The sequence below is a fragment of the Motilimonas sp. 1_MG-2023 genome (genome assembly GCF_030547455.1).
Taxonomy (GTDB): Bacteria; Pseudomonadota; Gammaproteobacteria; order Enterobacterales; family CBDFNC01; genus Motilimonas.
The window spans coordinates 210,204-233,172 of record NZ_JAUOPX010000001.1 but is presented as its reverse complement, the minus strand read 5'-3'; the positions used below and the strand labels follow the sequence as shown (position 1 = coordinate 233,172).

At 46.0% G+C, this 22,969-nt stretch carries 19 protein-coding genes; 12 read left to right on the top strand and 7 right to left on the bottom strand.

Annotated features, from left to right (window positions below; all coding sequences use genetic code 11):
• Window positions 1-87: 87 nt before the first annotated feature.
• Window positions 88-1,917 (bottom strand): ABC transporter ATP-binding protein, encoded by a 1,830-nt coding sequence (locus tag Q4519_RS01055; protein ID WP_303508568.1) that lies wholly within the window; start codon window positions 1,915-1,917, stop codon window positions 88-90.
• Between the two features lie 190 nt (window positions 1,918-2,107).
• Window positions 2,108-2,923, bottom strand: a complete 816-nt coding sequence (locus Q4519_RS01050) for a PhzF family phenazine biosynthesis protein (RefSeq protein ID WP_232799854.1) — start codon at window positions 2,921-2,923, stop codon at window positions 2,108-2,110.
• Between the two features lie 257 nt (window positions 2,924-3,180).
• On the opposite strand from Q4519_RS01050, the gene Q4519_RS01045 reads away from it, so the two are divergent.
• A complete protein-coding gene (locus Q4519_RS01045) occupies window positions 3,181-3,465 on the top strand; it encodes a pyrimidine/purine nucleoside phosphorylase (protein ID WP_232799855.1) in 285 nt (94 codons plus the stop codon).
• A gap of 100 nt (window positions 3,466-3,565) precedes the next feature.
• Here the strand turns inward: Q4519_RS01045 and Q4519_RS01040 are convergent, their stop codons facing one another.
• A complete protein-coding gene (locus Q4519_RS01040; protein ID WP_303508564.1) occupies window positions 3,566-5,143 on the bottom strand; it encodes a cellulase family glycosylhydrolase in 1,578 nt (525 codons plus the stop codon).
• A 463-nt stretch (window positions 5,144-5,606) separates the two neighbouring features.
• Between Q4519_RS01040 and Q4519_RS01035 the strand changes: the two genes are divergently transcribed.
• The 9 genes from Q4519_RS01035 (at window position 5,607) to Q4519_RS00995 (ending at window position 15,768) form a co-directional block, all read left to right on the top strand.
• Window positions 5,607-6,755 carry a hypothetical protein gene (locus tag Q4519_RS01035; protein WP_303508540.1) on the top strand — a complete coding sequence of 383 codons (1,149 nt, stop codon included), beginning with the start codon at window positions 5,607-5,609 and terminating at the stop codon, window positions 6,753-6,755.
• Between the two features lie 10 nt (window positions 6,756-6,765).
• On the top strand, window positions 6,766-8,295 hold the full coding sequence (locus Q4519_RS01030) for a hypothetical protein (protein WP_303508537.1): 1,530 nt from the start codon (window positions 6,766-6,768) through the stop codon (window positions 8,293-8,295).
• Window positions 8,296-8,736, top strand: coding sequence for a hypothetical protein (locus Q4519_RS01025; protein WP_303508534.1), 441 nt, complete (start codon window positions 8,296-8,298; stop codon window positions 8,734-8,736).
• A gap of 12 nt (window positions 8,737-8,748) precedes the next feature.
• Window positions 8,749-10,680 carry a hypothetical protein gene (locus Q4519_RS01020; protein WP_303508531.1) on the top strand — a complete coding sequence of 644 codons (1,932 nt, stop codon included), beginning with the start codon at window positions 8,749-8,751 and terminating at the stop codon, window positions 10,678-10,680.
• 372 nt (window positions 10,681-11,052) lie between these two features.
• Window positions 11,053-11,514, top strand: coding sequence for a RidA family protein (locus Q4519_RS01015; protein ID WP_232799861.1), 462 nt, complete (start codon window positions 11,053-11,055; stop codon window positions 11,512-11,514).
• Between the two features lie 225 nt (window positions 11,515-11,739).
• Window positions 11,740-12,522 (top strand): thiol:disulfide interchange protein DsbA/DsbL, encoded by a 783-nt coding sequence (locus Q4519_RS01010; protein WP_303508527.1) that lies wholly within the window; start codon window positions 11,740-11,742, stop codon window positions 12,520-12,522.
• A 237-nt stretch (window positions 12,523-12,759) separates the two neighbouring features.
• Window positions 12,760-13,728, top strand: a complete 969-nt coding sequence (locus Q4519_RS01005; RefSeq protein ID WP_303508524.1) for an OmpA family protein — start codon at window positions 12,760-12,762, stop codon at window positions 13,726-13,728.
• A 134-nt stretch (window positions 13,729-13,862) separates the two neighbouring features.
• Entirely contained in the window at window positions 13,863-14,816 is a 954-nt protein-coding gene (locus Q4519_RS01000; RefSeq protein ID WP_303508522.1) for a LysR family transcriptional regulator, read from the top strand.
• The gene (locus Q4519_RS00995; RefSeq protein ID WP_303508520.1) at window positions 14,803-15,768 is read left to right on the top strand and encodes a LysR family transcriptional regulator; all 966 of its coding nucleotides are present in this window, start codon (window positions 14,803-14,805) and stop codon (window positions 15,766-15,768) included. The genes Q4519_RS01000 and Q4519_RS00995 overlap by 14 nt, the downstream gene beginning before the upstream one ends.
• A gap of 29 nt (window positions 15,769-15,797) precedes the next feature.
• Here Q4519_RS00995 and glpX read toward each other — a convergent pair whose 3' ends face one another.
• Entirely contained in the window at window positions 15,798-16,808 is a 1,011-nt protein-coding gene (glpX, locus tag Q4519_RS00990; protein ID WP_232799866.1) for a class II fructose-bisphosphatase, read from the bottom strand.
• Between the two features lie 282 nt (window positions 16,809-17,090).
• Between glpX and msrA the strand changes: the two genes are divergently transcribed.
• Window positions 17,091-17,720, top strand: coding sequence for a peptide-methionine (S)-S-oxide reductase MsrA (gene msrA / locus Q4519_RS00985; protein ID WP_232799867.1), 630 nt, complete (start codon window positions 17,091-17,093; stop codon window positions 17,718-17,720).
• A 401-nt stretch (window positions 17,721-18,121) separates the two neighbouring features.
• Here the strand turns inward: msrA and Q4519_RS00980 are convergent, their stop codons facing one another.
• A complete protein-coding gene (locus tag Q4519_RS00980) occupies window positions 18,122-18,988 on the bottom strand; it encodes an NAD(P)-dependent oxidoreductase (protein WP_232799868.1) in 867 nt (288 codons plus the stop codon).
• Between the two features lie 129 nt (window positions 18,989-19,117).
• On the opposite strand from Q4519_RS00980, the gene Q4519_RS00975 reads away from it, so the two are divergent.
• Window positions 19,118-20,476: a PLP-dependent aminotransferase family protein gene (locus Q4519_RS00975; RefSeq protein WP_303508513.1), complete on the top strand. Its 1,359-nt coding sequence runs from the start codon at window positions 19,118-19,120 to the stop codon at window positions 20,474-20,476.
• A gap of 143 nt (window positions 20,477-20,619) precedes the next feature.
• Here Q4519_RS00975 and Q4519_RS00970 read toward each other — a convergent pair whose 3' ends face one another.
• Both Q4519_RS00970 and astD read right to left on the bottom strand, forming a co-directional pair.
• The gene (locus Q4519_RS00970) at window positions 20,620-21,420 is read right to left on the bottom strand and encodes a DUF1338 domain-containing protein (RefSeq protein WP_303508510.1); all 801 of its coding nucleotides are present in this window, start codon (window positions 21,418-21,420) and stop codon (window positions 20,620-20,622) included.
• Window positions 21,421-21,480: 60 nt separating this feature from the next.
• Complete coding sequence (gene astD, locus Q4519_RS00965) at window positions 21,481-22,941, bottom strand: succinylglutamate-semialdehyde dehydrogenase (RefSeq protein WP_303508508.1); 1,461 nt, start codon at window positions 22,939-22,941, stop codon at window positions 21,481-21,483.
• Window positions 22,942-22,969 lie beyond the last annotated feature (28 nt).

Genomic DNA, 22,969 nt, shown 5'->3' with positions numbered 1-22,969 from the left:
AACTGGACAGTTTCCGAGCCAGCGGTAATCTCACTAATAAAGTAATGCCCCTGTTAGGGGGCACTAAGCGACGCCCTGCACCGAGAATTAATCCTCGCCGAGAAAACCGCCCGTTTGATGCGCCCATAGCTGGGCGTAAATCCCACCAGCCGCGACCAGTTCAGCATGACTACCCTGCTCGGCAATTTCACCTTTATCCAGCACGATCAGTTTATCCATCGCGGCGATGGTTGATAAGCGGTGAGCAATAGCAATAACGGTTTTGCCTTGCATGAGTTTATATAAACTCGCTTGAATCGCCGCTTCTACTTCTGAGTCCAGCGCCGAGGTGGCTTCATCTAAAATCAGGATCGGCGCATCTTTTAATAACACTCGAGTAATGGCAATACGTTGACGCTGACCACCGGATAACTTCACGCCGCGCTCACCCACATGGGCATCATAGCCTGTGCGACCACTAGGATCCGTTAAACCGAGAATAAACTCATGGGCTTCGGCTTGCTTGGCCGCAGCAATCATTTCTTCTTCAGTGGCATCTGGGCGTCCGTACAGCAAGTTTTCTCGCACCGAACGATGCAGCAACGAGGTGTCCTGCGTTACCATGCCGATTTGCGCGCGCAAACTATCTTGTTGGATCTCACGAATGTCCTGATCGTCAATGAGAATACGTCCTGACTCAACATCGTGGAAACGCATCAACAAGTTCACTAAGGTTGATTTACCGGCTCCCGAGCGACCCACTAGACCAATTTTCTGGCCCGGTTTAATGGTAAATTGCAAATTATTAATCACGCCTTTGTCCTCACCATAGTGAAAACCAACCTGATCAAATTTAATTTCGCCCTTATTAACTACTATCGGCTGCGCACCCGCTTTATCTTGAATTTGTAATGGCTTAGACAGGGTATTCATGCCGTCTGTCACTGTGCCCATGTTTTCAAATAAGGCACTGACTTCCCACATGATCCATTGCGCCATACCGTTTAAACGTAGCGCTAATGACACCGCAATGGCAATAGCACCAACCGTAATTAAGCTGCCAGACCAAAGCCAAATAGCCATCGCCGAAATAACAAATACCAGTAGATAATTAATAACGTTGACCGACATGTTCAGGCCGGTTACTAAGCGCATTTGTTTGTACACCGTCGCCATAAATTCGTCCATACCTTCCTTGGCATAGTCGGCTTCACGGTTAGTGTGTGAGAACAGTTTCACTGTGGTGATATTGGTGTACGAATCGACAATACGACCCGCCATCATCGAACGCGCATCGGCTTGTTCAGCTGAAATTGCACGTAGCTTAGGTACAAAATGCATTTGAATGCCTACATAAGCGGCCAGCCATACCAACATGGGCAGCATTAAACGCCAATCAGCCGAGGCAACCAGTACCAACATAGAGGTGAAATACACCACAATATACACTAGGACATCCAATAGCTTCATCACGGTTTCACGTACCGACAGCGCGGTTTGCATCACTTTTGTTGAAATTCGTCCAGCAAAATCATCGGCATAAAACGACACACTTTGTTTAAGTAAAAACCGGTGTGCCAACCAGCGGATTGACATTGGATAATTACCCAACAAGGTTTGATGTACCAACAACGAATGCAATAGACCAACTAAAGGCATCGCCACCAGCAGCACAATACTCATATAAATCAGTGTGCCCGACTCTTCTGCTAGGAAAGTGTCTGGGTTTTTATCCGCTAACCAATCAACAAGTTGTCCCATGAAACGAAATAATGATACCTCTAATACTGCGCCTAATGCTGTTAATAATGACATCAGAAGCAGTGGGATCCACATTCCCTTGGTGTAGTGTCGGCAAAAGGCTAACAACCCCTTTGGTGGCTGGGTCGGCTCTTCGGGCGGAAAAGCAGGCAGTAGGCGTTCAAAAAAGCCAAACATGGCATATCCTTTTTATTTGCAGGTAAAGAAGAGGCAAAATCGGCAACAAAGCTGCCGAATAGGTGAACTGAATATGATAAGCGAAATCAGGCAGTCGGATCTAACTAAAAATGCGCATTGTTTGTTCTAATTTTTCATTTATAAATCAATTAAGTTGGCCATGGAAGCGACCAACTTTATCGGACCAACGTTACAGGTGGATGTGGCCTGATAGGTATTTTTTTCCTTGGCCTGATAACAGCACTCTGCCCGCGGCCAATAGCTTACAGTGCATTGCGCCCCCGCGTTTAGATGCTTGATATGCGTTGATGCTCGCTTTCTCTAACTGTCGGCTCCAATAGGGCGCCAAAATGCAGTGCGCCATACCAGTAACTGGGTCTTCATCTATACCATAACTGGGCAGGAAAAAGCGCGACTCGCAGTCATAGTCAGATCCTTCCTCTCCCAATGCAGTCACCAAAACAGAGTGGGGATGCAAGCGAGCTAAAATGTTCATATCTGGTGTCAGCGCCCTGAGTTGCTGCACACTGTCGAGTACAACTAAATAAACAGGGTCGTCTTGGTTAGTGGCTTCTAATACATTTGCAACGGGCACGCCCAAGCCAAGTTCAATGTCAGCAGGGATCAACTCATCAGCCACCATGGCTGCTGGAATTTGCGGAAAATTTAACTGTAATTGCTCACCTGATTTGGTCACCGTTAGCTCACCGCTTTTACTGTGAAACACCACCTGCTCTCCATTAACTCCCATTTCATTAAACAACACAAAGGCGCTGGCCAAGGTGGCATGACCACATAAGGGGACTTCACAGGCTGGCGTAAACCAGCGGATCTGATATTGACCTTGGCTGATGGGCACAAAAAAAGCTGTTTCCGCTAAATTATTCTCGGCGGCAATTTGCTGCATTAATTCATCACTTAACCATGACTCTAACGGCACTACCGCTGCGGGATTGCCTTTAAATAGCTCATCGCTAAATGCATCGATTTGAAATAACGTTAACATCCTTATTCCCATTAACAGTGGTTCTTCTTTGATACCATAAAAGCTGAGCAAAGATGACGCAAGACAATAAGCAACAAAGATGAGTTGTTAAGCATCAATATCTGAGCCTTTCAACCTAGTTTTACTTGTCTCCGTCATAGCCTAAAGGCATACTTGGCGCCGAAATTAATAACAAAATCCTTGCGAGAGCCTGCATGGCCCCATGGAAAACACAACACCATTAAACTTATAAAAGTTTATACATAGGGATTATAAAAATGTTTAATGTAAACGAATATTTCGACGGTAAAGTGAAATCGATTGCCTTTGAAGGCCAAGATCTTCCTGCAACTGTAGGTGTGATGGCAAAAGGCGAGTACGAGTTCTCTACTGGCGCTAAAGAATACATGACAGTGGTAAGCGGTAGCTTAACCATTAAACTAGCTGGCTCTGATGAGTGGAAAACTTACACTGACGGTCAAATGTTCCCAGTGGAAGCTAACTCTAGCTTTTCAGTAAAAGTAGATGTTGATACGGCTTACCTTTGTAAATACGAAGGTTAATTGCCAAGCTAGCCATTAGCTCGAAAAATAAAACGGCAGCCCGATGGCTGCCGTTTTTGCGTGAAACCATGCCCGCCTTATGATTTTGACAGGCTAAACATTACTTACGCATTTGCTCACGAACCCATTTACCTGCAGGTTTTAAGCTCGCCTCAGTCCAAGGACCATCGTTACGACAGGTGCTTTGCTGCCATACTGCACCACTGCGAAAATCATCCGAATAGTTCCAGTTAACCCAGCTAATTTGCTTATTATTTAGAATATCTAAATAAGCCTGTGCACTGACAAAGTCATTGTTACCATCGCCGGTATAAGTTTGCGTACCAAACTCGGTAACAAATAATGGCAACACTTCACTGGCGGCCGTTAGCTGCTGACGGTAGTAATCATCATGACTAGCGGCATAGAAATGGAAGGTGTACATCACATTATCAAATGGCACTGGATTGTTAACGATATCTTGATAACTCGCGCCATCGGACACCCCTAAGCTTGCCCAGCCATGAGTACCCACTAATACCACCGCATCAGGATCAATCGCGCGGATCACGGGGATAATTTCAGTCGAGTAAGATTGAATGCGATCCCAACTCACTTTGTTAGGCTCGTTGGCAATATCGTAAATGATATTGTTACGATCTTTGTTAGCGTTAGCAATATCGGTAAAGAAACGCTTAGCATTGGCTAGATTGTAATTTGGATCGCCCGGATCAAGCTGGTGCCAATCAACTAGCGCATACATACCGCGCTCAGCGGCTTCGGCAATTAAGCGGTTCACTTGTTCGGTATAGCCTTGCGGGTCAGTTTCATAACCGCCTTCTTGCACGTAAAGTGAAATACGCAGCACATCGGCTTGCCAATCTTTAGCAAGGGCATCAAGTGATTTCTCGGTTAAACAGTTGTTCCAACCATACCACTGCAAGCCGTGGCTGCTCATGCCTTTTAACTGGATTGGCTGCTGTTTTTCGTTACACAGCTTGGTACCGCAAACCGACAGCTGACCATTGATTGTAACGGGCGTGTCTGTGGTGTTGCCACCGCCAGTGTCTCCGCCACCGGTATCTCCCCCGCCAGTATCGCCGCCGCCTGTATCTGTGCCTGTTGAGCAGCTGCCTTGCTTGCTCCACACTTGCCATGGGCCCGAGTTTTGCTCAGGGTTGGCGCCTTTCGTCCACCAATTCGCCTGATATAACTCACCTTGATAATCGATGACAGTACCACTGCCATAAGCAACATTGGCTTGCCAATCTTCTGTTGCATCACATGATGGCCCCGCTGTATCTGTACCACCGCCCGTATCTGTACCACCGCCCGTATCTGTGCCGCCGCCAGTATCTGTGCCGCCACCACTATCCGTGCCACCACCACTATCCGTGCCACCGCCAGTATCTGTGCCGCCACCGGTATCCGTACCACCGCCCGTATCAGTGCCGGCATCACAAACGCCTAAATCTTGCCAAGCATTACTCGATGCCCAACCAACACCAGGCTCATAAGGACCATCAAGGGCGCACCAGCCAGGAACAGTACATTGAAATTTATTGCTTTGATGGGTAACTTGTTGATCTTGCGTGTATTCACCTTTGCCTTGATACGCTTCAATACCACTGCAGTCAACGGCTAAAACAGGTTGGCTAAATGTCATCGCGACACCCAGCGCTATGAGGGATTTTTTCATAAATTCATCCTTGAATTAAACATCTTCTCGCTGCTTGATTTTTAAACAACTGAGTCAGTGTACAATCAAATATTCATAAATAAAGATGAAAAGCATCATAATGAGAGCAACAGCAAAACCCGCAGCCATATCTTACTAACTAGCCCAAAACCTTAATCGGTTTAATAGTTTTCTAACGCGGCTCGAGTTTGCAACAGCTTTTGTCCAACGGTAATCAACATCACTATTGCCATAACTTCTGATACTTCAACTGAGTCACTCCCTACTTTTTTGTTTGTTTTGATCCCTACACACATTTTTTATCAAGCATTCTGTTTCGACTCATTACTCCCCTCAGGCTTGCGTCTCGACAATTAAAAGTTGATCAACTGCAAAAAAATTACAAGTCAATACAATATGCATTTTATTGCATATGGAATAAGTTTAGTATCTTGCCATTAATATCTAATGGGCCGAACTATTTATGCTTCGATTTCACCGCGCAAAATCGATTCATCTCTTTGCTATCACTTTACTTAGCTTTTTAAACAGCTCTCAGTTACAAGCAAATATCATTTTTTCGGAAGATTTTGAGCAGCAAGCAGATTGGGTAGCGGGTTATCCGAATACAAATGGCGTTGGGCTACGACCACACGCCAACCCTGCACCGCCAAATTGGACCGTGATCCGCACCGATCCAGCCTACGCACCATCCATGGGCGATACCGATCGCCATGAATCCATTGAAATCGGCGCTTTTGCAGGCAAGGCCCGCAGCGGCGAGCGTTCTGTGGTGTTTTATCGCGATGCTAAATCTGATCCCAATTGGAAGTGGTGGTCCGATGGCATCTTGGCGAAAAAATTTGACCAAGAGTACAATGAAGTCTACGCCGAGTTTTACATTAAATGGGCACCTAATAGCGATCACCCTAAAGCTTTAAGTAAGCTGTTTCGTATCCTTCACACTTGGGGTGAAGGTGGGGAAATATTCAAAGGCTTTCGTGATGGCTTTAACGGCCCCATTGCGGGTTGGAACTATGTTCACAACAACTACGGCTTACGTAATACCATTTGGATGCGCGGCTACCCGCCAGCAAACCACTACTACTTAGAAAGTAACCCTATAAAAGGGTTGCCAAGGGAAATGCTCAGTGGCGACATGAGCTTAAACTTTGACAATAACATCACCGATTTAAACCAAGATCGCGTCACCGATAACCCCAATACCAAGCTGGTTGGCATGAAGTCCGGGCTATTAATTCCACAGGGCGGGCAGCAAGGCATGATCCACCCGAGGGAATTCTTTGGTGATGAGAGTATCACTGGATGGCGCAAAATGGCCTTCTACGTGAAAATGAATTCCGCCCCCGGCGTTGCCGATGGCCATTATGAGCAATGGATTGATGATCAACTGGTGTTTGCCAATTACCAAATTGCTTGGGTGGGTGCCGACGCAGACAAGATGGTGGGCTGGAACGCCGTCAAACTGGGCGGTAACGACTACATAGATAAAAGCTTGCCCGATAGCCTGCGCTACGAAGACTGGTATGCCATGGACGATTTGGTGGTGATGGATGCTCATCCTCACACCCCATCCGCACCAAGCCAATTGAGTGTAACTCGACAGCCATAAGGATATGTTCATGCCAACTCATTGTATCTTGCGCCCCGTAGCGCTTATTTGCCTAAGCTTAGCCTTAATCGCTTGTGGTGGTAGTAGCGGCAGTGAAGCCTCACCAAACGATGGCGAAATCCAACCCAGCAACACACCTTCATTGGCACCAACAGTAGAGCCAACGGCGAAGCCCGATTTGTGCGAGGGATTATCCGAAGGTGAAAAGCAAAATCGTACTCGCTACCTAGCCCCTGTGGTGATTGCCCCTGAAATTTGCCAAAGCGAACAACAAAACAGGCAATGTGAGCAAAGCACGTTAACACCTTGGACTGGCAGTTTTGAGTACAGTCATTGCGAGCAACAGCAGCCCGACAATGCCAGCTTACCTTTGTGGCAAATCAGCGACATGCAATACCTTGGCGGCTTTCGTTTATCATCAGGTAAATTCGGCGACTCAGCTTACCCTAACTTAAACTACTCGCCAGCAGCGATTGCATTTAATCCCAACAATCAATCCCTGTTTGTGGTCGGTCATGACTATGAGCAAGGGATTGCAGAGTTTGCCATCCCAGAGGTAGTAAACAGTCGCGACCCAGCGGAATTTAATATCGGCGATCAAGCATTGCAGAACTTCGCCCCCTTTCATAATACCGATCGTGTAGACACAGGGATTGATAACTGGTTTCGGGTCAATGGGTTGTATTTACTCGACGGTCAGCTCATCGTCAATTACATGAACTGGTACGATGCGGGCGGCGGCGAAACAGATACCTCGGTGCGCTTTGTCGATGCCAGCGATCTCGCCAACAGCGAAATGCACGGCCCCTATCAGCTTGATGGCGCTGCCCATGTCGCAGGCTGGATAACAGATGTGCCCGACAATTGGCAAGCTGACTTTGGCGGCACCCATATTTCAGGTCATGCCCACGGCTCTATTCATAGTCGTTTATCCACTGGCCCATCTGGTTTTATTTGGTCGCCCAGACAAACCATGCTGCAACAAACCAGCGGCCCCGTTGCCACCGAAGCATTACTCGACTTCCCTCATCGCCGTGCACAAATGCTTTATGACAAGACCCTCTATGGTGATTTAAGCATCAGCGTGCAGGATATTTTGTACAACACCGACAGGCAAAATCAGCTGTGGACCGCACTCAGTGAAGCCGCTTTTGGTGTCATTATTCCCGGAACCAATACCTATCTCACCATAGGTAATTCAGGCGGCCATGAATCTGGCATCGGTTATAAAGCCACCCAAGATAATGGCAATTTATGCGGCGGACCTTGCAGTCTGGCCGCCGCTGATAACTACAGCTATTACTGGCTGTGGCGCGTCACCGATATGCTGAGAGTGAAAAACGGTGAAATGGAGCCTTGGGATGTGCGCCCATATGACTATGGCAAACTCGATAGCCTTGGCCTGATTAACCTAAAAGGCGGCGCTTATGATGCCAACACAGGCAAATTGTATGTGGCATTTAAAAATGCCGATACCCTGAACAATTATGCCCGTCCACCTCTGTTTCTTGTTTACCAACTTAACCAGCCTGGAGGCTAAATGAATCGACTACTTACCTTTTGCTTGCCTCTGGCATTATTAACACTCACCGCCTGTGGTGGTGGGTCTGATGGCAGTGATAAAAAAAGCAGTGAAACAACACCGACGGTTGTGCCGACAGTCATCCCCACGGTTATCCCTTCGGCAGTGCCTTCAATCACGCCAACACAAGAGCCAGATACGCCACCAGCGCTGACCGAAGGCTACTTAATTGAATGGCAAACGCCAAACTCTCGCATTGACGGCAGCGTACTTTTGGCCAGTGACATCGCCAGCTACACCTTGCGCTGGACCAACAGCCAAACCCAAGCAACGGGTGAAGTGAGCATCTCGGGCGATCAAACCCAATGGCAAATAGAGCTGCCCAAAGGTGACTATCAATTTGAAATAGCTAGCCTTGATAGCAATGGCCGTATCAGCCAATTTGTCAGCGCACAATAACGAGGTAAAGCGATGCGATATTTCATTAGTTGTTTGCTGCTCATCACCAGTCTAAGTGGTTGGGCTGCGCCAGCCCCTCATTTAGCCTTTAGTGATTTAGTTTCAGGGCCCAATGCAGGTTTAGGCGACGGTTTGGGAGAAGGGGCGATCGTGACGGTGTGGGGTTATCGTTTAGGCGATACTCAAGGCACCGTCTCGATCGTTGACCAACAAGGTCAATCTCACCCTGCCGCTCATATCTACTACTGGAAAAAAGCCGATGGTCAACTGCCCAGTGGCCCAGCCGATTTATGGACATCGCATCAACTGTATGAAGTCGCCTTTTCGATCCCCACTAGCTTAGGACTTGGTGAAGCAAGTATTCGCCTTGTTGATGAAGCGGGTATAAGCAGTGACAACACACTGCCTTTTAGCGTACGTGAAGGTAATATTTATCATGTAAAAGCGGGCGGTAATAACCAAAACAGCGGCAGCTTTGACGACCCCTTTAAAGTCATTAATGGCATGACCTATGGTGCCCGCGCGCCGGGTAATCGTTTATTACAAGCAGGTGATATCGCTTATTCCCACGGCGTGCAAGAAATTCAAGAGCAACACCCTCTTAGCGGCGGTCAGTCCCTTGGCGCAGGCCTTTGGTTAGTCGGCCTTGAAGGCACCCAAGAAAAACAAATCGCCATTGCTAGCTATCCCAACACCCAAGCCCTTGCATCGGGGCCTATGAGAGGCGTTTATCCGTATTTAAGCCGCGGCATCGTCATTTCTAAATACAAGGTATTGGCAGGCAATCAGGAAGACATGGGCAAAGGTGCGCCTTATCAAAGCGTGTCCAATCCGCAAAACTCCACCTCACAGCTATCAACCAACCAATGGGGCCGTGCGGTGGGTAACGCCATTGGTGAGCGTGATGGCATGTGTTCAAACGGTTGGTCGGGTGCCATTGTCGGCGGCGGCGCGAGCAACGATAACTTCAAAGCCTTTGGTAATCAAATCACCGACATTGGTTGCGATCAAACCTCGCATTTTCAGCACACCACCTATTTAACCATACGAACTCCAGCCGAGGGCAACGAGCCAATTAGTGGCTGGGAATTTGGCTGGAACCACTTAAACGATAACAAGGCCAAATTTGGCCTGCATTTTTACGATCAACTGAACTATGGCTATGATCTCTGCCGCGGCTTTAAACCCAACAGCGTGCTCAAGGCCCATAACAACTACATCATTAATCAAAAAGGCTCAGGCATTAACATCCACACTTACAGTCGCACCTACACAGACAGCAACGGAGTACAACAGCGCCCTGCTTGTTGGGAAGTGGATGCGCAGGTGTATAACAATGTCATCATCAACGCAGGCCTTGGCCCGGTGGCCGAAGAAAACAATGGCACCTCACCTTATGGCATCACCTTAGGCGGGGGTATCAAGGGGCATTTTGATGTTTACAACAACACCATTTATGATGTGTCCGATGAGTCCTCGCGCACCTATATTCGCGGCGGCAAGCCCAGCCATGTTGAGCCTAAAGCCATCAGCATGGGCACCGACCAAGGCGCAACCTTTAGTGTCAGCAACAATGTTATCCGCGTCAGTCATCCCATGCCCTACCTCACTTACGGTAAACGCGGTGATGCGCCAAGCTGGATAAAAGTAAGCAACAACTTACTCTATAACACCACCAGCGACAGTTGGAGTGACACAGATCGCGCCCACTTTACCGAGTGGCTAGATAGCAGCGATGAAATTGCCGAGCCACAAATTGCCAGCTTAACCCCAGCCAGCCTAGAGCAAACCTCCCCCGCGCTCACTGGCGGCAGCGATAGCGTGGATCTCAGCCATGACTTTCTCGGTCAACCCGTTGGCTCGCCAATACATCGCGGCGCATTTGCCTCGTTTGTACTAGCGCAGCCAAACCCACCTAAACAAGTAAGGGTCACTAAGTTATAGAAGTAAAAATGATGTGGGAGCCTCAGTCATGGGGCTAAGCCAGTTATGATTATCAACTATTGCACCTCAGCCAAATGGAGTGCACGAACTTTTCTGGTATAACAGTAAGAACTACCTAGACTGATCAAAGCCACTTGAACCATTACTTTCTTTATATTTATTTGACAAAGATATTCACAACAAGCTGGCGAACGATTAAAGTGGCATTTGAAATCCATGATTTAGTTTCAGTTGGTTAGCCTTAGGGAGTTGGAGCCTGCGTTTCGTAAAGTTGTAAACCGCCCCCTTAGCCTAAGAGTTACTTGACTACATTTATAGCCGCTTTATTGCCTGCACAATTTAATAACATGGCTATCACAAATAGGAGCGAATATGAGCATCGATAAAAGAATATTAGAACTTGGCTTAAACTTACCAACTGCCAGCGACCCGCAAGGAAGCTACTGTAATTGTGTACGTACAGGCAAGTTACTTTATGTTTCTGGTAAAGGCCCTGTAGCGGGATTAAGTGTTGTACCCAAAGGTAAACTTGGCCAAGAATATACTGTTGAACAAGGTTATGAATTTGCCAAAGCAACGGGTCTGGATATATTAGCCGCTGTAAAACTAGAATTAGGCTCGCTTGATAAAGTCAGTCGTGTGGTAAAACTGCAAGGTTTTGTCAACGCAACTCCAGACTTTGAACAACATCCAAAGGTACTCGATGGCTGCTCAGATTTAATGGCTAAGGTATTTGGTGAAAAGGGCGTTCATGCACGCTCTGTCTTTGGCGCGACTTCTGTCAGGGGCAACTTACCCATTATTATTGACTCTATTTTTGAGGTCACCGACTAGGGCGATAGAGTGTTAAGATTAAAAATGATTATTTGGCCGCTTTAGGAGCTTAGATGCTTACGCTGTAACCCCTGCTAGTGCCAGCCATACATCGCCAGCTCGATCTATACTGGGGTTTCATTTCAATCACTAAACTGTGTAAAGTTAAGTCAAGCTAGTGGCATACTCATTTATCTCAGGCATAATCGACTCTTTTATTATTTAGTGATTATTAACGGATTTGATATGACCCCCATCACCAAACTAAGCCTCGTCATCTTATTTGGCGCATCCCTTGCTGCTTGCTCTGAGCAATCAGAAGTGCCTACCGACACAACGGCTAAAAGTGCCGAAGTAGCTGTGAGTGTCGAGCCAACTGTTGTGCCAACTGAAGCACCAGTAGCAAAAGAAGCAACACCAGAAGCTGCAACCGACAGCCACGAAGGTCATGCTCACAACGAAGCAACCGAGCTAACCTCGGCAGCCATAGCCACGGCCAATGACCCATTCCAGCAAGATGTCCATTACCGTGTGTTAGAAACAGCTATACCAGCAGACACTAATCAAGTACACGAGTTCTTTTGGTACGGCTGTCCAGCTTGTAAGGCTACCGAACCATTAATGAATACCTTAAAGGCCAATGAAAAGTTAAAAGTGACGGCCAATGCTTCACTATTAAATGAAAAGTGGGTGTTTGATGCTGTGATCTTCCAAGCCTTTAAACACTTCGGTGTACTGGAAAAAGCTCACCCCGCCTATTTCGAAGCAAGACAAAACGGCACTGTTAAAGATCAAGCTAGCTTTGAAGCTTTTCTTGCTGAACAAGGTATTGATAAAGATAAGTTTGAAGCATTTAGTCAGTCTGAAGAGCTGAAAAATGCACTCGATGCCTCTTTTGCCGTTGAAAGTAAACTACAGAGCACCGGTGTACCAACCTTGGTAGTAGGAGGTAAATATGTGCTACTCAACCGCGGCTTTAGTAGCGTAGGCGAAATGGAAAAAGCTATTGAATGGTTAAGCACTAAGTAATCGTTAGATAAGTCGCTTAATCTATTTACAATAAAATTAATATTGCATAAATATTAAACTGTGATCTATATCTAGTGAGGTAGATCACAGTTATTATAAGTTTTATTCATACTCACCATTAACAAAACCCTATTCTCTTATTTACCTTCCCCACCTAGACTGCCCTTCATCAACTGAAGCGGCAACTTGATTTGCCACAGCTCAGATTGACTAACAATAATAATATGAAGGTATACAATGAAAAAATTATCTCTTGCGATTACATTAGCGTTAACTTCTGGTGCAGCATTTGCCGGCAACACTTACTTCGGTGGCGGTGCAGGTATGGCGCAACACGAAGATACTTGTGATCAAGTTGGCGCAGCGTCATGTGATGACAAAGATAAAAGCTTTAATGCTTTTGGTGGTTACCAATTTAATGAACATTTTGCCCTAGAAGCTGGCTACAACCACTTAGGTAAAACAGAGCTTCCAAGCGAAGACAGTATTCTTCAAGGTATCAACACCTCTATTATCGGTCGCCTTCCCCTTTCTACTAATTTCTCTGTATTCGGTGAAGTTGGTGCATTTGGTTACCGCTCTGATTCTTTAGGTCACCGTGATGAAGGCCTGTCTCCACTTGGCGGCGTAGGTGCAACTTACCGCATCAACGACACTTTAGATCTGCAAGCGCGTTACCGCCGCATTGAAAACGTTGGCCGTTCACACAATGTGAAAACTGACGTAAATAACTTTGGTTTAGAGCTAGTAGCGCACATTGGCCGCGGTGCGGAGCAAGTGGTAGTGGAGCCATTACCGATTGAGCCTGAGCCAATTGTGACTCCAGAGCCAACACCAGTATACGAAAACCGCGTAACGTCACTATCTGACGCAGTATTGTTTGGTTTTGATTCATACGCCCTGACCGATACAGCTAAAAAGCAACTAGATGAAGCGGTTGCCTTTTACAATGCCAATGACGTTGCTGAAATACAATTAACAGGCGCTACCGATAAGTTAGGTAATAAAGAGTACAACGAGCGTTTATCACAAGCCCGTGCTACCTCCGTACAATCTTACTTAGTACAAAAAGGCGTTAAAGCTGAGCATATCACCACTAATTGGCAAGGTGATACTCAAGCAACTGGTATGGCTGAAAGTGAACGTGCACAAGATCGTCATGTGACTATCGACATCACAGGCGAAACCCAAGTTGAAGTGAAATAACACTTAACTTGTTGTGAAATAATGAGGCCAGCAATTGGCCTCATTATGCTTACGGTCAGCACCAATGCAGTAAATGATTCCCCCATTTCCACTTTACTGATATTTTATCGGCAAACGCACCAACTTTGCCGGAAATGATAGATAAACCTCTTACCCTTGAAAGCCTCAATCAATCTAACTTAAATTTATTGATCAGCTTGGCAGTGTTGCTAGATGAAGCCCACGTTTCTCGTGCCGCTGAGCGATTAGGCATGACACAATCAGCCATTAGTCACGTACTCAACCGTGCCCGCGATTTATTTGATGATCCTTTACTGATAAAAGGCTCTCAAAATATGATTTTGACCAGCAGGGCACAGACTCTAAAAACCCAACTGAATGATTTTGTGCTAACCAGCAGCACCATTTTCAAAGGCAGTGAGTTTGATCCAAGTAAAATAAAAGGCGTTATTCGCTTTACTATGAATGACTTGGCGGCTAGCTTGTGCATTGAAGATATATTGACACAAGTGGCTAACCAAGCCCCCTTTTTAGAATTAGAGTACGTGCGTCAAACCGATTCAGTATCAGCCCAACTCAATTCAGGTAAACTTGACTTAGCCATAGGCTCATTTAAAAAACTGCCAAAAAACGTCAGCAGCGTACATGTAGGATTTGAACGTTGGTCGTTACTGGTCGGGCAACGTTACCATGACAATAATATTGAAACCTTGGCTGAATCGTTAAAACTCCCCCAAGCCAAGTATGCCGTGGCCGGCGAGGTAGACACCCAGTTAGAGCAGTTTTTGCAGCAACACCAACTCAACATTAAGCCAGGTTTTACCTCGGGTTCAATGGTCGTGCTTGCTGAAGCCATGAAAACAGGCTACCTGACCGCGATCGTACCTCACACTTTAGCCCATACTCTGACGAATAATAAAAGCCTGACACAATTTGAGATTCCCGAGCTCAGTGATACTGAAACCTTAATGGTTTGGCCGGAAGACTTAAACCATCAAGCACTGCATGTTTGGATCCGAGAACTGATCATGGCAGCCTATCAAAAAAACGTGCTATGCAGTAAGGAGGCTGACCATGCTGAGCTCTGATCTACTTTTTTTACAACAAACCGATGTCAATTTACTGGTGGCATTAGCGGCCTTATTAGATGAAAAGCAAGTCGGCAAGGCCGCCGATCGGCTAAACCTAACACAACCAGCCATGAGTCAACGCTTAGCCAAGTTGCGACTACTACTAGACGACCCCATTTTAGTACGAGCGCCTGGTGGCTTTGCATTAACGGATAAAGCCAAAGGCCTACAACCCCATTTAACGAAAAGCTTATTGTTAGCTCAGAATATTTTGCAACCAGCCACGTTTGATCCAGCCACTACCCAAGGCATGATCCGTTTTACCACCATGGATTTTGCTGCCACAAGGCTAACGCAGTCACTCTTTGATAGTTTGCTAGAATTCGCGCCAAACATTGAACTTGAGTTTGTTCGCAGACCAAAAAACATTTTTGAAAAGCTCGAAAATGGTGAGCTCGATCTCGCCTTAGGTGGCATGGTCGATGCGCCGCCAAACATACACGCGCGCCATATAAGTAATGACAGCTATCGCTTTGTCGTCGCGAAGCATCATCCACTCGCTGCGAAAAAGAAAATAACTCTCGCAGACACCGCTAATTATAGCCACATTCGCTACACCCCTACCGGTGCGGTGGAGCCTATGGTTGATGCGCTGTATAAAAAGCACAAACTGCAACGCCGAGTGACCTTTCATTCCAGCTCGATGGTGGTATTACTTGAAGGGCTAAAAGCGGGTAAGCATATCGCGGTACTGCCTTGGCAACTCACTCAAGCAGAGGTGCATAAGCTCAACATGGTGCCACTGGATGTGCCTTGCATTGAACCTGTCGATCTAATGCTTTATTGGCATGCCCGCTCCCACAAAGATCCCTTACACATCTGGTTTCGACAGCTTTGGTTAGAACTACTCAAAACCTCGATAAATGATATCGAAGCAGCGAATACTAGGTATAAAAAAACCAGCAATTAAGCTGGTTTTTATTTGCTCAGAGATACTTATTAAAAAATTATATCTTTAAGCGCTTGATCTTTACGATCCAGATAATGTGTCGAACGAATACGACGAACAGTTCTTGATTTACCGCGTATAAGAAGCGTTTCAGTCGTCGCTAAACGCCCATTAATGGCAACGCCTTCCAACAAGTCACCTTTGGTGATACCGGTGGCAGAAAAGATAACGTTGTCGTTCTGCGCTAACATTTCAAGAGTAAGTACTTCTTTTACCTTAATACCGAGTGCTTCACAACGTGCCACTTCCTCTTCACCAATGCGAATATTTTCTTCCGTTGGCTCTTTCACCAATGGACGAGGTAGTAGGCGCGCTTGCATGTTGCCATCTAATGCTCGAACAACAGCTGCAGAGATAACACCTTCTGGCGCACCGCCAATACAGTAAAGTAAGTCCACTTCGCTGTCTGGCATACACGCCATCACCGACGCCGCTACATCACCATCAGGAATAGCGAAAACACGCACGCCTAAACCTTGCATTTCTTTAATCGCTTTATCATGACGCGGCTTTGCCAATGTTGCACAAGTCAGCTTATCTAGTGGCTTGCCTAACGCGAATGCAATGGCTTTTAAATTCTGTTCAAGAGAGCGGTTTAAATCGATAGCATCCTTTGCATCAGGGCCAACAATTAACTTTTCCATGTACATGTCTGGTGCTTTAAGGAACATGCCTTTTTCAGCAACAGCAATAACAGCAACCGCATTTGACTGCCCCATGGCCGTCATACGCGTACCTTCAATAGGGTCTACCGCGATATCAACCGCATCACCAGCGCCGCTACCGACATGCTCACCAATGTACAGCATAGGAGCATCATCAATTTCACCTTCACCAATTACGATTTCGCCATCGATATCTATTTGGTTAAGGATATGACGCATTGCTTCTACCGCTGCGCCATCTGCTATATTTTTATCGCCCCGACCAACCCACTTATATGCAGCCAATGCTGCTGCTTCTGTGACTCGGGAAATCTCGATCGCTAACTCACGTCTCATCTTTCGCTACTCCAAGTTGCCGCGGTCGCGGATCTTAGCACAAAACGACCTTATAACGGCATAGTATTAGCTGCTATATATACGAGAATAAGTCTATTTATCTTATTAAATCGTATAACAACTAGATTAATCTGTTTTAACAGGCGTATCTTATACTTAAATGACTGTAATATGATCGTTTCGCAATAAATTATTGCTTACTTAGCAAAGTAATCAATAACATCGTCTAACGAGTATCAGGTTTCTCAAGTACACAAAAATGATTAAACAAAAGGAACTAACATGGCTGCCTTACAACAAATGATTTCTGCTGACCAAGCATTACCTGGTCGTGAACAGGCCATTCACATCCCTACTGAACACTTTGTTTTTAATACACAAATGGAAAGTGTAGCAGGTTTAAAAAAAGTCTGGTTTGGCATGGGCTGTTTCTGGGGGGCTGAGCGTTTATTTTGGCAACAAGCAGGCGTTAAGTTCACCAGTGTTGGCTATGGCGGCGGCTTTACCCCGAACCCAAGCTATGAAGAAGTTTGCTCAGGCATGACCGGACACACTGAAATAGTGGAAGTCATATACGATCCAAGTGAAATAAGTTTATATCAACTATTAACGCTGTTTTGGGAACAACATAACCCAACCCAAGGCATGCGCCAAGGTAACGACATAGGCAGCCAATACCGCAGTGCTATTTATTGTGATAATGAAGACGATTTAAGCTTAGCCATGCAAAGCCAAGCTTTGTTTCAACAAGCGTTGCAAGCTAAGGGAATCGACTCAAGCATCACCACTGAAATTTTACCTTTAACGCAGTTTTACTATGCAGAACAATATCATCAGCAATATTTAGCCAAAAACCCCAATGGCTATTGTGGCTTAGGCGCGAATGGCGTGTGCTTACCACCGCAGCCTTAGAGGTTTAATAAGCGTGCTCAAAACCAGGCTAATTAGCCTGGTTTTATACCCAATCAACTTGAAGATGCATGTTTCAGAGCGCCACCGTGTTTTCAATACTAGGCACGCTAATGCAGGAATGTAGGCACCTTTCAATTTAGCGTAACAACGTAGTGGAAACAGGGCGGCGCTCCCAAAGGGCAAGTTTTACACGCGTTTATGCTGTGTTATTGATTTTGATAAGGGGAAGCCATTACCTGCAATCAATGCCTTGCCTAAACGCGTGTAAAATCTTGCTGAAATTAAGCATCTCCAGGTTGATTGGGTATATATCGCAATGGCAGATATGGCTTTTAATTACTTGTTTGTGTTCCTCAAGTGCCCTTCACCTTGTTGTAACGGCTGCGCCAATGCGCTGTTGGCTACTTGTTTGTTAAACGTTTAATCAAAACCGACGTATCGCTGCGGCCTTCACCTTGTTGTTGTAACTCACCATAGTAGCTATCAACTAATTCCGTGACCGGTAGCTGCGCCCCATTTTGCTGCGCTTCTGCTAAGCAAAAACCTAAGTCCTTACGCATCCAGTCAATGGCAAAACCAAAATCAAACTTGTTCTGAGCCATGGTGCTAGCGCGATTTTCCATCTGCCAAGATTGTGCCGCGCCATGTTTGATCACGTCGATTACTTGTTCAACGTCTAGCCCGGCCTGCTGCGCAAAATGAATACCTTCAGATAAGCCCTGCAACAAGCCTGCAATGCAAATTTGATTAACCATTTTGCATTTTTGCCCCGCGCCATGGCCTCCCAACAACGCCGCACTTTTGCTATAAATAGCCAATATCGATTTCGCGAAATCAAAATCCCTTTGCTCACCGCCACACATTATGGTTAAACAAGCATTCTCTGCCCCCGCCTGACCACCTGAAACCGGCGCATCTAAAAAGCGTTTAGCTTGCTCGTGACATGCCGTAGCCAATTCGATGGCCAATGCTGCAGAAGTGGTCGTGTGATCCACCAGCAAAGCACCAGCCTTCATGCCCGCTAAAACCCCCTCTTCACCGTATACCACCGCACGTACATCTTGGTCATTACCTACACACATCAATACAATATCGGCATCAACCACAGCTTGTGCAGGCGTGACGGCAAAGTCACCTTGGTATTGCGCCGCCCATGCCTCGGCTTTGCTGGTGGTGCGATTATAAACCGTGACTTGATGGCCCGCTTGCTGTAAATGCCCTGCCATTGGGTAACCCATTACGCCTAAACCAATAAATGCTAATTTCATTGCCGTCCCTCTGCTTTAGTTTGATGCTAATGACTATAACGTGAATACCAAAGATCAGACGAAAAAAAATGCACATTTACTAAGCCAAAGGTAATACAATGTAAAAAACTGTATTACATTTATCAAACTATGACTTGGCAGCCCAAACTCAACTCCAACAAACTCGGCTACAAAACCTTAGCGGCAGCGCTGATCCAAGACATCAGCCAAGGCTTATTAGCAGCAGGTACACCATTACCGACGATCCGCACACTAGCAAAGCAGTTGCAATTAACTCCAACAACAGTAAGCCGCGCTTATCGCTCCGCCGAACAGCAAGGTTATTTAGTATCACGAGTGGGTAAAGGGACTTTTGTTGCGGGAACGCAAGATCTCAACGCCGTCATTCAAGCCGGGCAAAGCCTTTGCAACTTATCAATTATTCAACCCTTAGTTGAGCTAGTACAACCCGAATTTGATCTCGCCATGGCTAGCTTTAGTGATCACAACATGCCAAGCACAGTGCTGACTTACCCCGATGAACACAGCCTTTTGCCTTACCAACACATAGCCTGTCAATGGCTTCAAAGTTTAGGCATTCAAGCATATAACCCCGCGCAGTTAGTGTTCACTCACGGTGCACAACATGCCCTGTATTTATTGATTGAAAGCCTCACTGAAGTGGGTGACAAAATTGCGCTAGAGCAATGGGTGTATCCTGGCGCGCTCACAATATGCCAACAACTAGGCCGCCAAGCAGTTGCGATTAAGTTAGATGAATATGGCATGTGCCCTGACAGCTTAGCGCAGGCCTGTGATAGTCATGATATTAAGCTGGTGCTGGTAGTGGCAAGCTATCAAAACCCCACCGCCGCAGTGATGCCAAACAAACGCAGAAAAGCCATTGCTAAGGTGGTAAAGCAATATCGATTATGGCTAGTGGACGACGATATTTATGGCTTTCTTAATCAAGGTAAATATCAAGCACTGTATAACCTAGTTCCTGAGCGTTGTTTTTCCGTTGCCAGCTTATCAAAAGCAGTGCTGCCCGGATTACGCATTGGTTTTATTTACGGCCCAAGCCGCTTTACCAGCCAACTTAACAGCCATATTCGCGCCAATATTTGGATGTGTAATGGTATATCGCTAGCGATCATGACCCGTCTTTGGCAGCAAAATTTACTTGCCAAAATGATGCTAAAGCAAATAGCAGAGGCGCAGCAACGGCAAAAAATTATGCGTGAAGTGTTAGGTAATTGGCAGATTGATAGCCAACTTAACAGTTTTCATTGTTGGTTACATTTACCCAGCCCTTGGAGCAGTGAACGCTTTCGCCAAGCAGCTAAAAGCCAAGGCGTGATAGTCAGTAGTGCACCTTATTTTTGCGTTAATAAACAACATCCACCCGCAGCTGTCAGGTTGTCTTTAATGGCGCCAACAAGTCAAAAAGTATTACGCCAAGGGCTAATCGTTCTGAGTGAATTGCTAAAAAACAACGACGTATATTAAGCATGTTCGCAGAACAAGTTCTGCTCCTTGTATGCTGAGCGAGTTGATTGGTGTTTTTTGTAGGACATGAGCTTGCTCAGGGAATTTGTGATGTTCGCTGAGCAAGCTCATCTCCTACAGCGCTATCTAACTCAAAGCTCTAGCTATACCTTGCTGTCGGTACTGTGAAAAATCTTATCTGCCGAGGCCTCAACAAAACCTTGATATAACTCGCCACTGGGCAGCTCATAACGCTGAGCGAACTCATAAAAACAACTTGGAATTAAGTGGGTTTCATCTAAAAAATCAACCTCTGCTTTATCTGCTAACGTCGATGACTGGGCTAAATAGACATCAGGCCCACCTTTGATTTCCCCGCCGACGGTATTAAGAGTAAACCCAGCTTGGTGTAAAGTTTGATTCACTTGGGCAAGATCGCTAAAACCAGTTAGTTGGTTCACGTTTACCGTAAAATGATTCGCACGATAACCCCATGCGGCTAACCAAGCTGCGTATTCACTTTCTTCAAGTAAAGCTTGGTAGCAATGATATTGCGTACGCCATTGTACGCCACTATAGAGCATTTCAGGTGTACCTAATAAGTTACTATCAAGCTGCGCCACTAAATCTCGTATAATGGCTTGAGCACAATCAGAAAACGCTGACGTTTTAAGTTCACTAATGAAAATTAAGGGCGCGCTGGGATCTGGATGAGCAAAATACTGAGCATGAAGTTTCTTACTGGTAAATTCGTATTCAGCTTGACCTTGATAGCCTAGCTCAAGCCAAGGTTTTGCTAACACATTTAAATTTACCGCGGGCAAATCAAAGGTGCGCAGCGCAATATGATCATTTTGAATCGGTTGCCCAGAGCCCAGTAGTTGATGAATTTTACCGGCACTAGGGGTAACAGCCACAAACTGCTGCCATAAATGTTCGAGTAACTGCGTTAATGCCTTATCCATAAATCCTTCCCCACAGCAGAAGTAACCAAAAAAAAGCAGCCTAGACTAAGGCTGCGATGCTCAAACGCTGAGTCCGGGCGCTAAGGAGGTGGGAAGACTGAGTTCATCAGCTTCAACCGACGCCACAGGATAGGAGCAATAATCGGCGGCATAATAAGCGCTCGCTCTATGGTTACCACTGGCGCCAATACCACCAAATGGCGCGGCACTGCTGGCTCCCGTTAACGGCTTATTCCAATTCACTATCCCTGCTCGAATTTTACTAAAAAAAGTCTGATACAAGGATTCGTCATCTGCGAATAACCCAGCAGACAAGCCAAATCGAGTTTGGTTTGCAAGGGCTATCGCTTGCTCGAAATCTTGGTAACGTACTACTTGTAACAAAGGACCAAAATATTCTTCATCCGGCAATGATGCAATGTCACTCACTTCTATTAGACCCGCGCTAAGCAATCCAGTTCCCTTTTTCAATAGCGTCATCGGCACTAATTTTTTACCACCCAGCTCAACCAATGCCTGTTGCGCTGATAACAGATTTTGCGCCGCTTGAGCTGAAATAACCGCCCCCATAAAAGGTTGTGGCTGAGCATCATATTCACCTACTTTTATTGCTTTAACAGCTTTGATTAAGGCTTTTAATAGCTCATCCCCTTGCTCATTATTTGGAATATATAAGCGCCGTGCACAGGTACAACGCTGACCTGCGGTTAAATAAGCGCTTTGAATAATGTTATAAACCGCTGCCGCTTGGTTTTTCACATTGGCGACAATAAGCGGGTTATTACCGCCCATCTCTAATGCCAGTATTTTTTCAGGTTGACCTGAAAATTGTTGATGCAATAAATGACCTGTGCGACTACTCCCTGTAAAAAATAAGCCATCAAGGTTTGGGTGAGCCGCTAAAGCTTGCCCTGTACTTATTTCGCCTTGAATTAAATTAATTACACCTTCGGGAAGACCTGCTTGCAACCATAGGCCTAAGGTAATTTCAGCCGTTTTTGGTGTTAATTCAGAAGGTTTAAACACCACTGTGTTACCAGCTAACAAAGCAGGAACGATATGGCCATTTGGTAAATGTCCGGGGAAGTTATAGGGGCCAAACACCGCTACAACCCCATGAGGTCTGTGCCGTACAACAGCTCTGGCGCCAGGCATGTCGTTTTCTACTTCACCGGAGCGCGCTTTAAACGCTTTTATAGAAATCGCAATTTTACCTATCATCGCTGCCACTTCGGTTTCGCTTTCCCATAGAGGCTTACCGGTTTCCTTAGCAATAACCTGTGCGAGCATGTCTTTGGCGTTGGTGAGTTTTTTTGAAAATTGAGTCAGTAGTGCTTCACGCTCGGCAATACTGGTTTGTGACCAGTTAGCAAAAGCACCACGAGCGGCTTGTACAGCTTGATTAACCTGCTCAGGATCGGCAGATAAATCTTGCCAGCAGATATCATTATTGGCGGGGTTTACGGAGACTATCGGTTCACCACGCCCTTCGAGCCAGATTCCATTGATTAAATGCATCATGCCTCCTTGTTGATTTAAGAACACTTAT

What these genes read in the sequence shown, in the direction of transcription:
- Q4519_RS01020 (WP_303508531.1), top strand. Translation starts at nt 8,749, where the DNA reads ATGCGATATTTCATTAGTTGTTTGCTGCTCATCACCAGTCTAAGTGGT.
- Q4519_RS00975 (WP_303508513.1), top strand. Translation starts at nt 19,118, where the DNA reads ATGACTTGGCAGCCCAAACTCAACTCCAACAAACTCGGCTACAAAACC.
- Q4519_RS01030 (WP_303508537.1), top strand. Translation starts at nt 6,766, where the DNA reads ATGCCAACTCATTGTATCTTGCGCCCCGTAGCGCTTATTTGCCTAAGC.
- Q4519_RS01025 (WP_303508534.1), top strand. Translation starts at nt 8,296, where the DNA reads ATGAATCGACTACTTACCTTTTGCTTGCCTCTGGCATTATTAACACTC.
- Q4519_RS01055 (WP_303508568.1), bottom strand. Translation starts at nt 1,917, where the DNA reads ATGTTTGGCTTTTTTGAACGCCTACTGCCTGCTTTTCCGCCCGAAGAG.
- Q4519_RS01050 (WP_232799854.1), bottom strand. Translation starts at nt 2,923, where the DNA reads ATGTTAACGTTATTTCAAATCGATGCATTTAGCGATGAGCTATTTAAA.
- Q4519_RS01010 (WP_303508527.1), top strand. Translation starts at nt 11,740, where the DNA reads ATGACCCCCATCACCAAACTAAGCCTCGTCATCTTATTTGGCGCATCC.
- Q4519_RS01040 (WP_303508564.1), bottom strand. Translation starts at nt 5,143, where the DNA reads ATGAAAAAATCCCTCATAGCGCTGGGTGTCGCGATGACATTTAGCCAA.
- Q4519_RS01045 (WP_232799855.1), top strand. Translation starts at nt 3,181, where the DNA reads ATGTTTAATGTAAACGAATATTTCGACGGTAAAGTGAAATCGATTGCC.
- Q4519_RS01015 (WP_232799861.1), top strand. Translation starts at nt 11,053, where the DNA reads ATGAGCATCGATAAAAGAATATTAGAACTTGGCTTAAACTTACCAACT.
- Q4519_RS01035 (WP_303508540.1), top strand. Translation starts at nt 5,607, where the DNA reads ATGCTTCGATTTCACCGCGCAAAATCGATTCATCTCTTTGCTATCACT.
- astD (WP_303508508.1), bottom strand. Translation starts at nt 22,941, where the DNA reads ATGATGCATTTAATCAATGGAATCTGGCTCGAAGGGCGTGGTGAACCG.
- Q4519_RS00970 (WP_303508510.1), bottom strand. Translation starts at nt 21,420, where the DNA reads ATGGATAAGGCATTAACGCAGTTACTCGAACATTTATGGCAGCAGTTT.
- Q4519_RS01000 (WP_303508522.1), top strand. Translation starts at nt 13,863, where the DNA reads ATGATAGATAAACCTCTTACCCTTGAAAGCCTCAATCAATCTAACTTA.
- Q4519_RS00995 (WP_303508520.1), top strand. Translation starts at nt 14,803, where the DNA reads ATGCTGAGCTCTGATCTACTTTTTTTACAACAAACCGATGTCAATTTA.
- Q4519_RS01005 (WP_303508524.1), top strand. Translation starts at nt 12,760, where the DNA reads ATGAAAAAATTATCTCTTGCGATTACATTAGCGTTAACTTCTGGTGCA.
- Q4519_RS00980 (WP_232799868.1), bottom strand. Translation starts at nt 18,988, where the DNA reads ATGAAATTAGCATTTATTGGTTTAGGCGTAATGGGTTACCCAATGGCA.
- msrA (WP_232799867.1), top strand. Translation starts at nt 17,091, where the DNA reads ATGGCTGCCTTACAACAAATGATTTCTGCTGACCAAGCATTACCTGGT.
- glpX (WP_232799866.1), bottom strand. Translation starts at nt 16,808, where the DNA reads ATGAGACGTGAGTTAGCGATCGAGATTTCCCGAGTCACAGAAGCAGCA.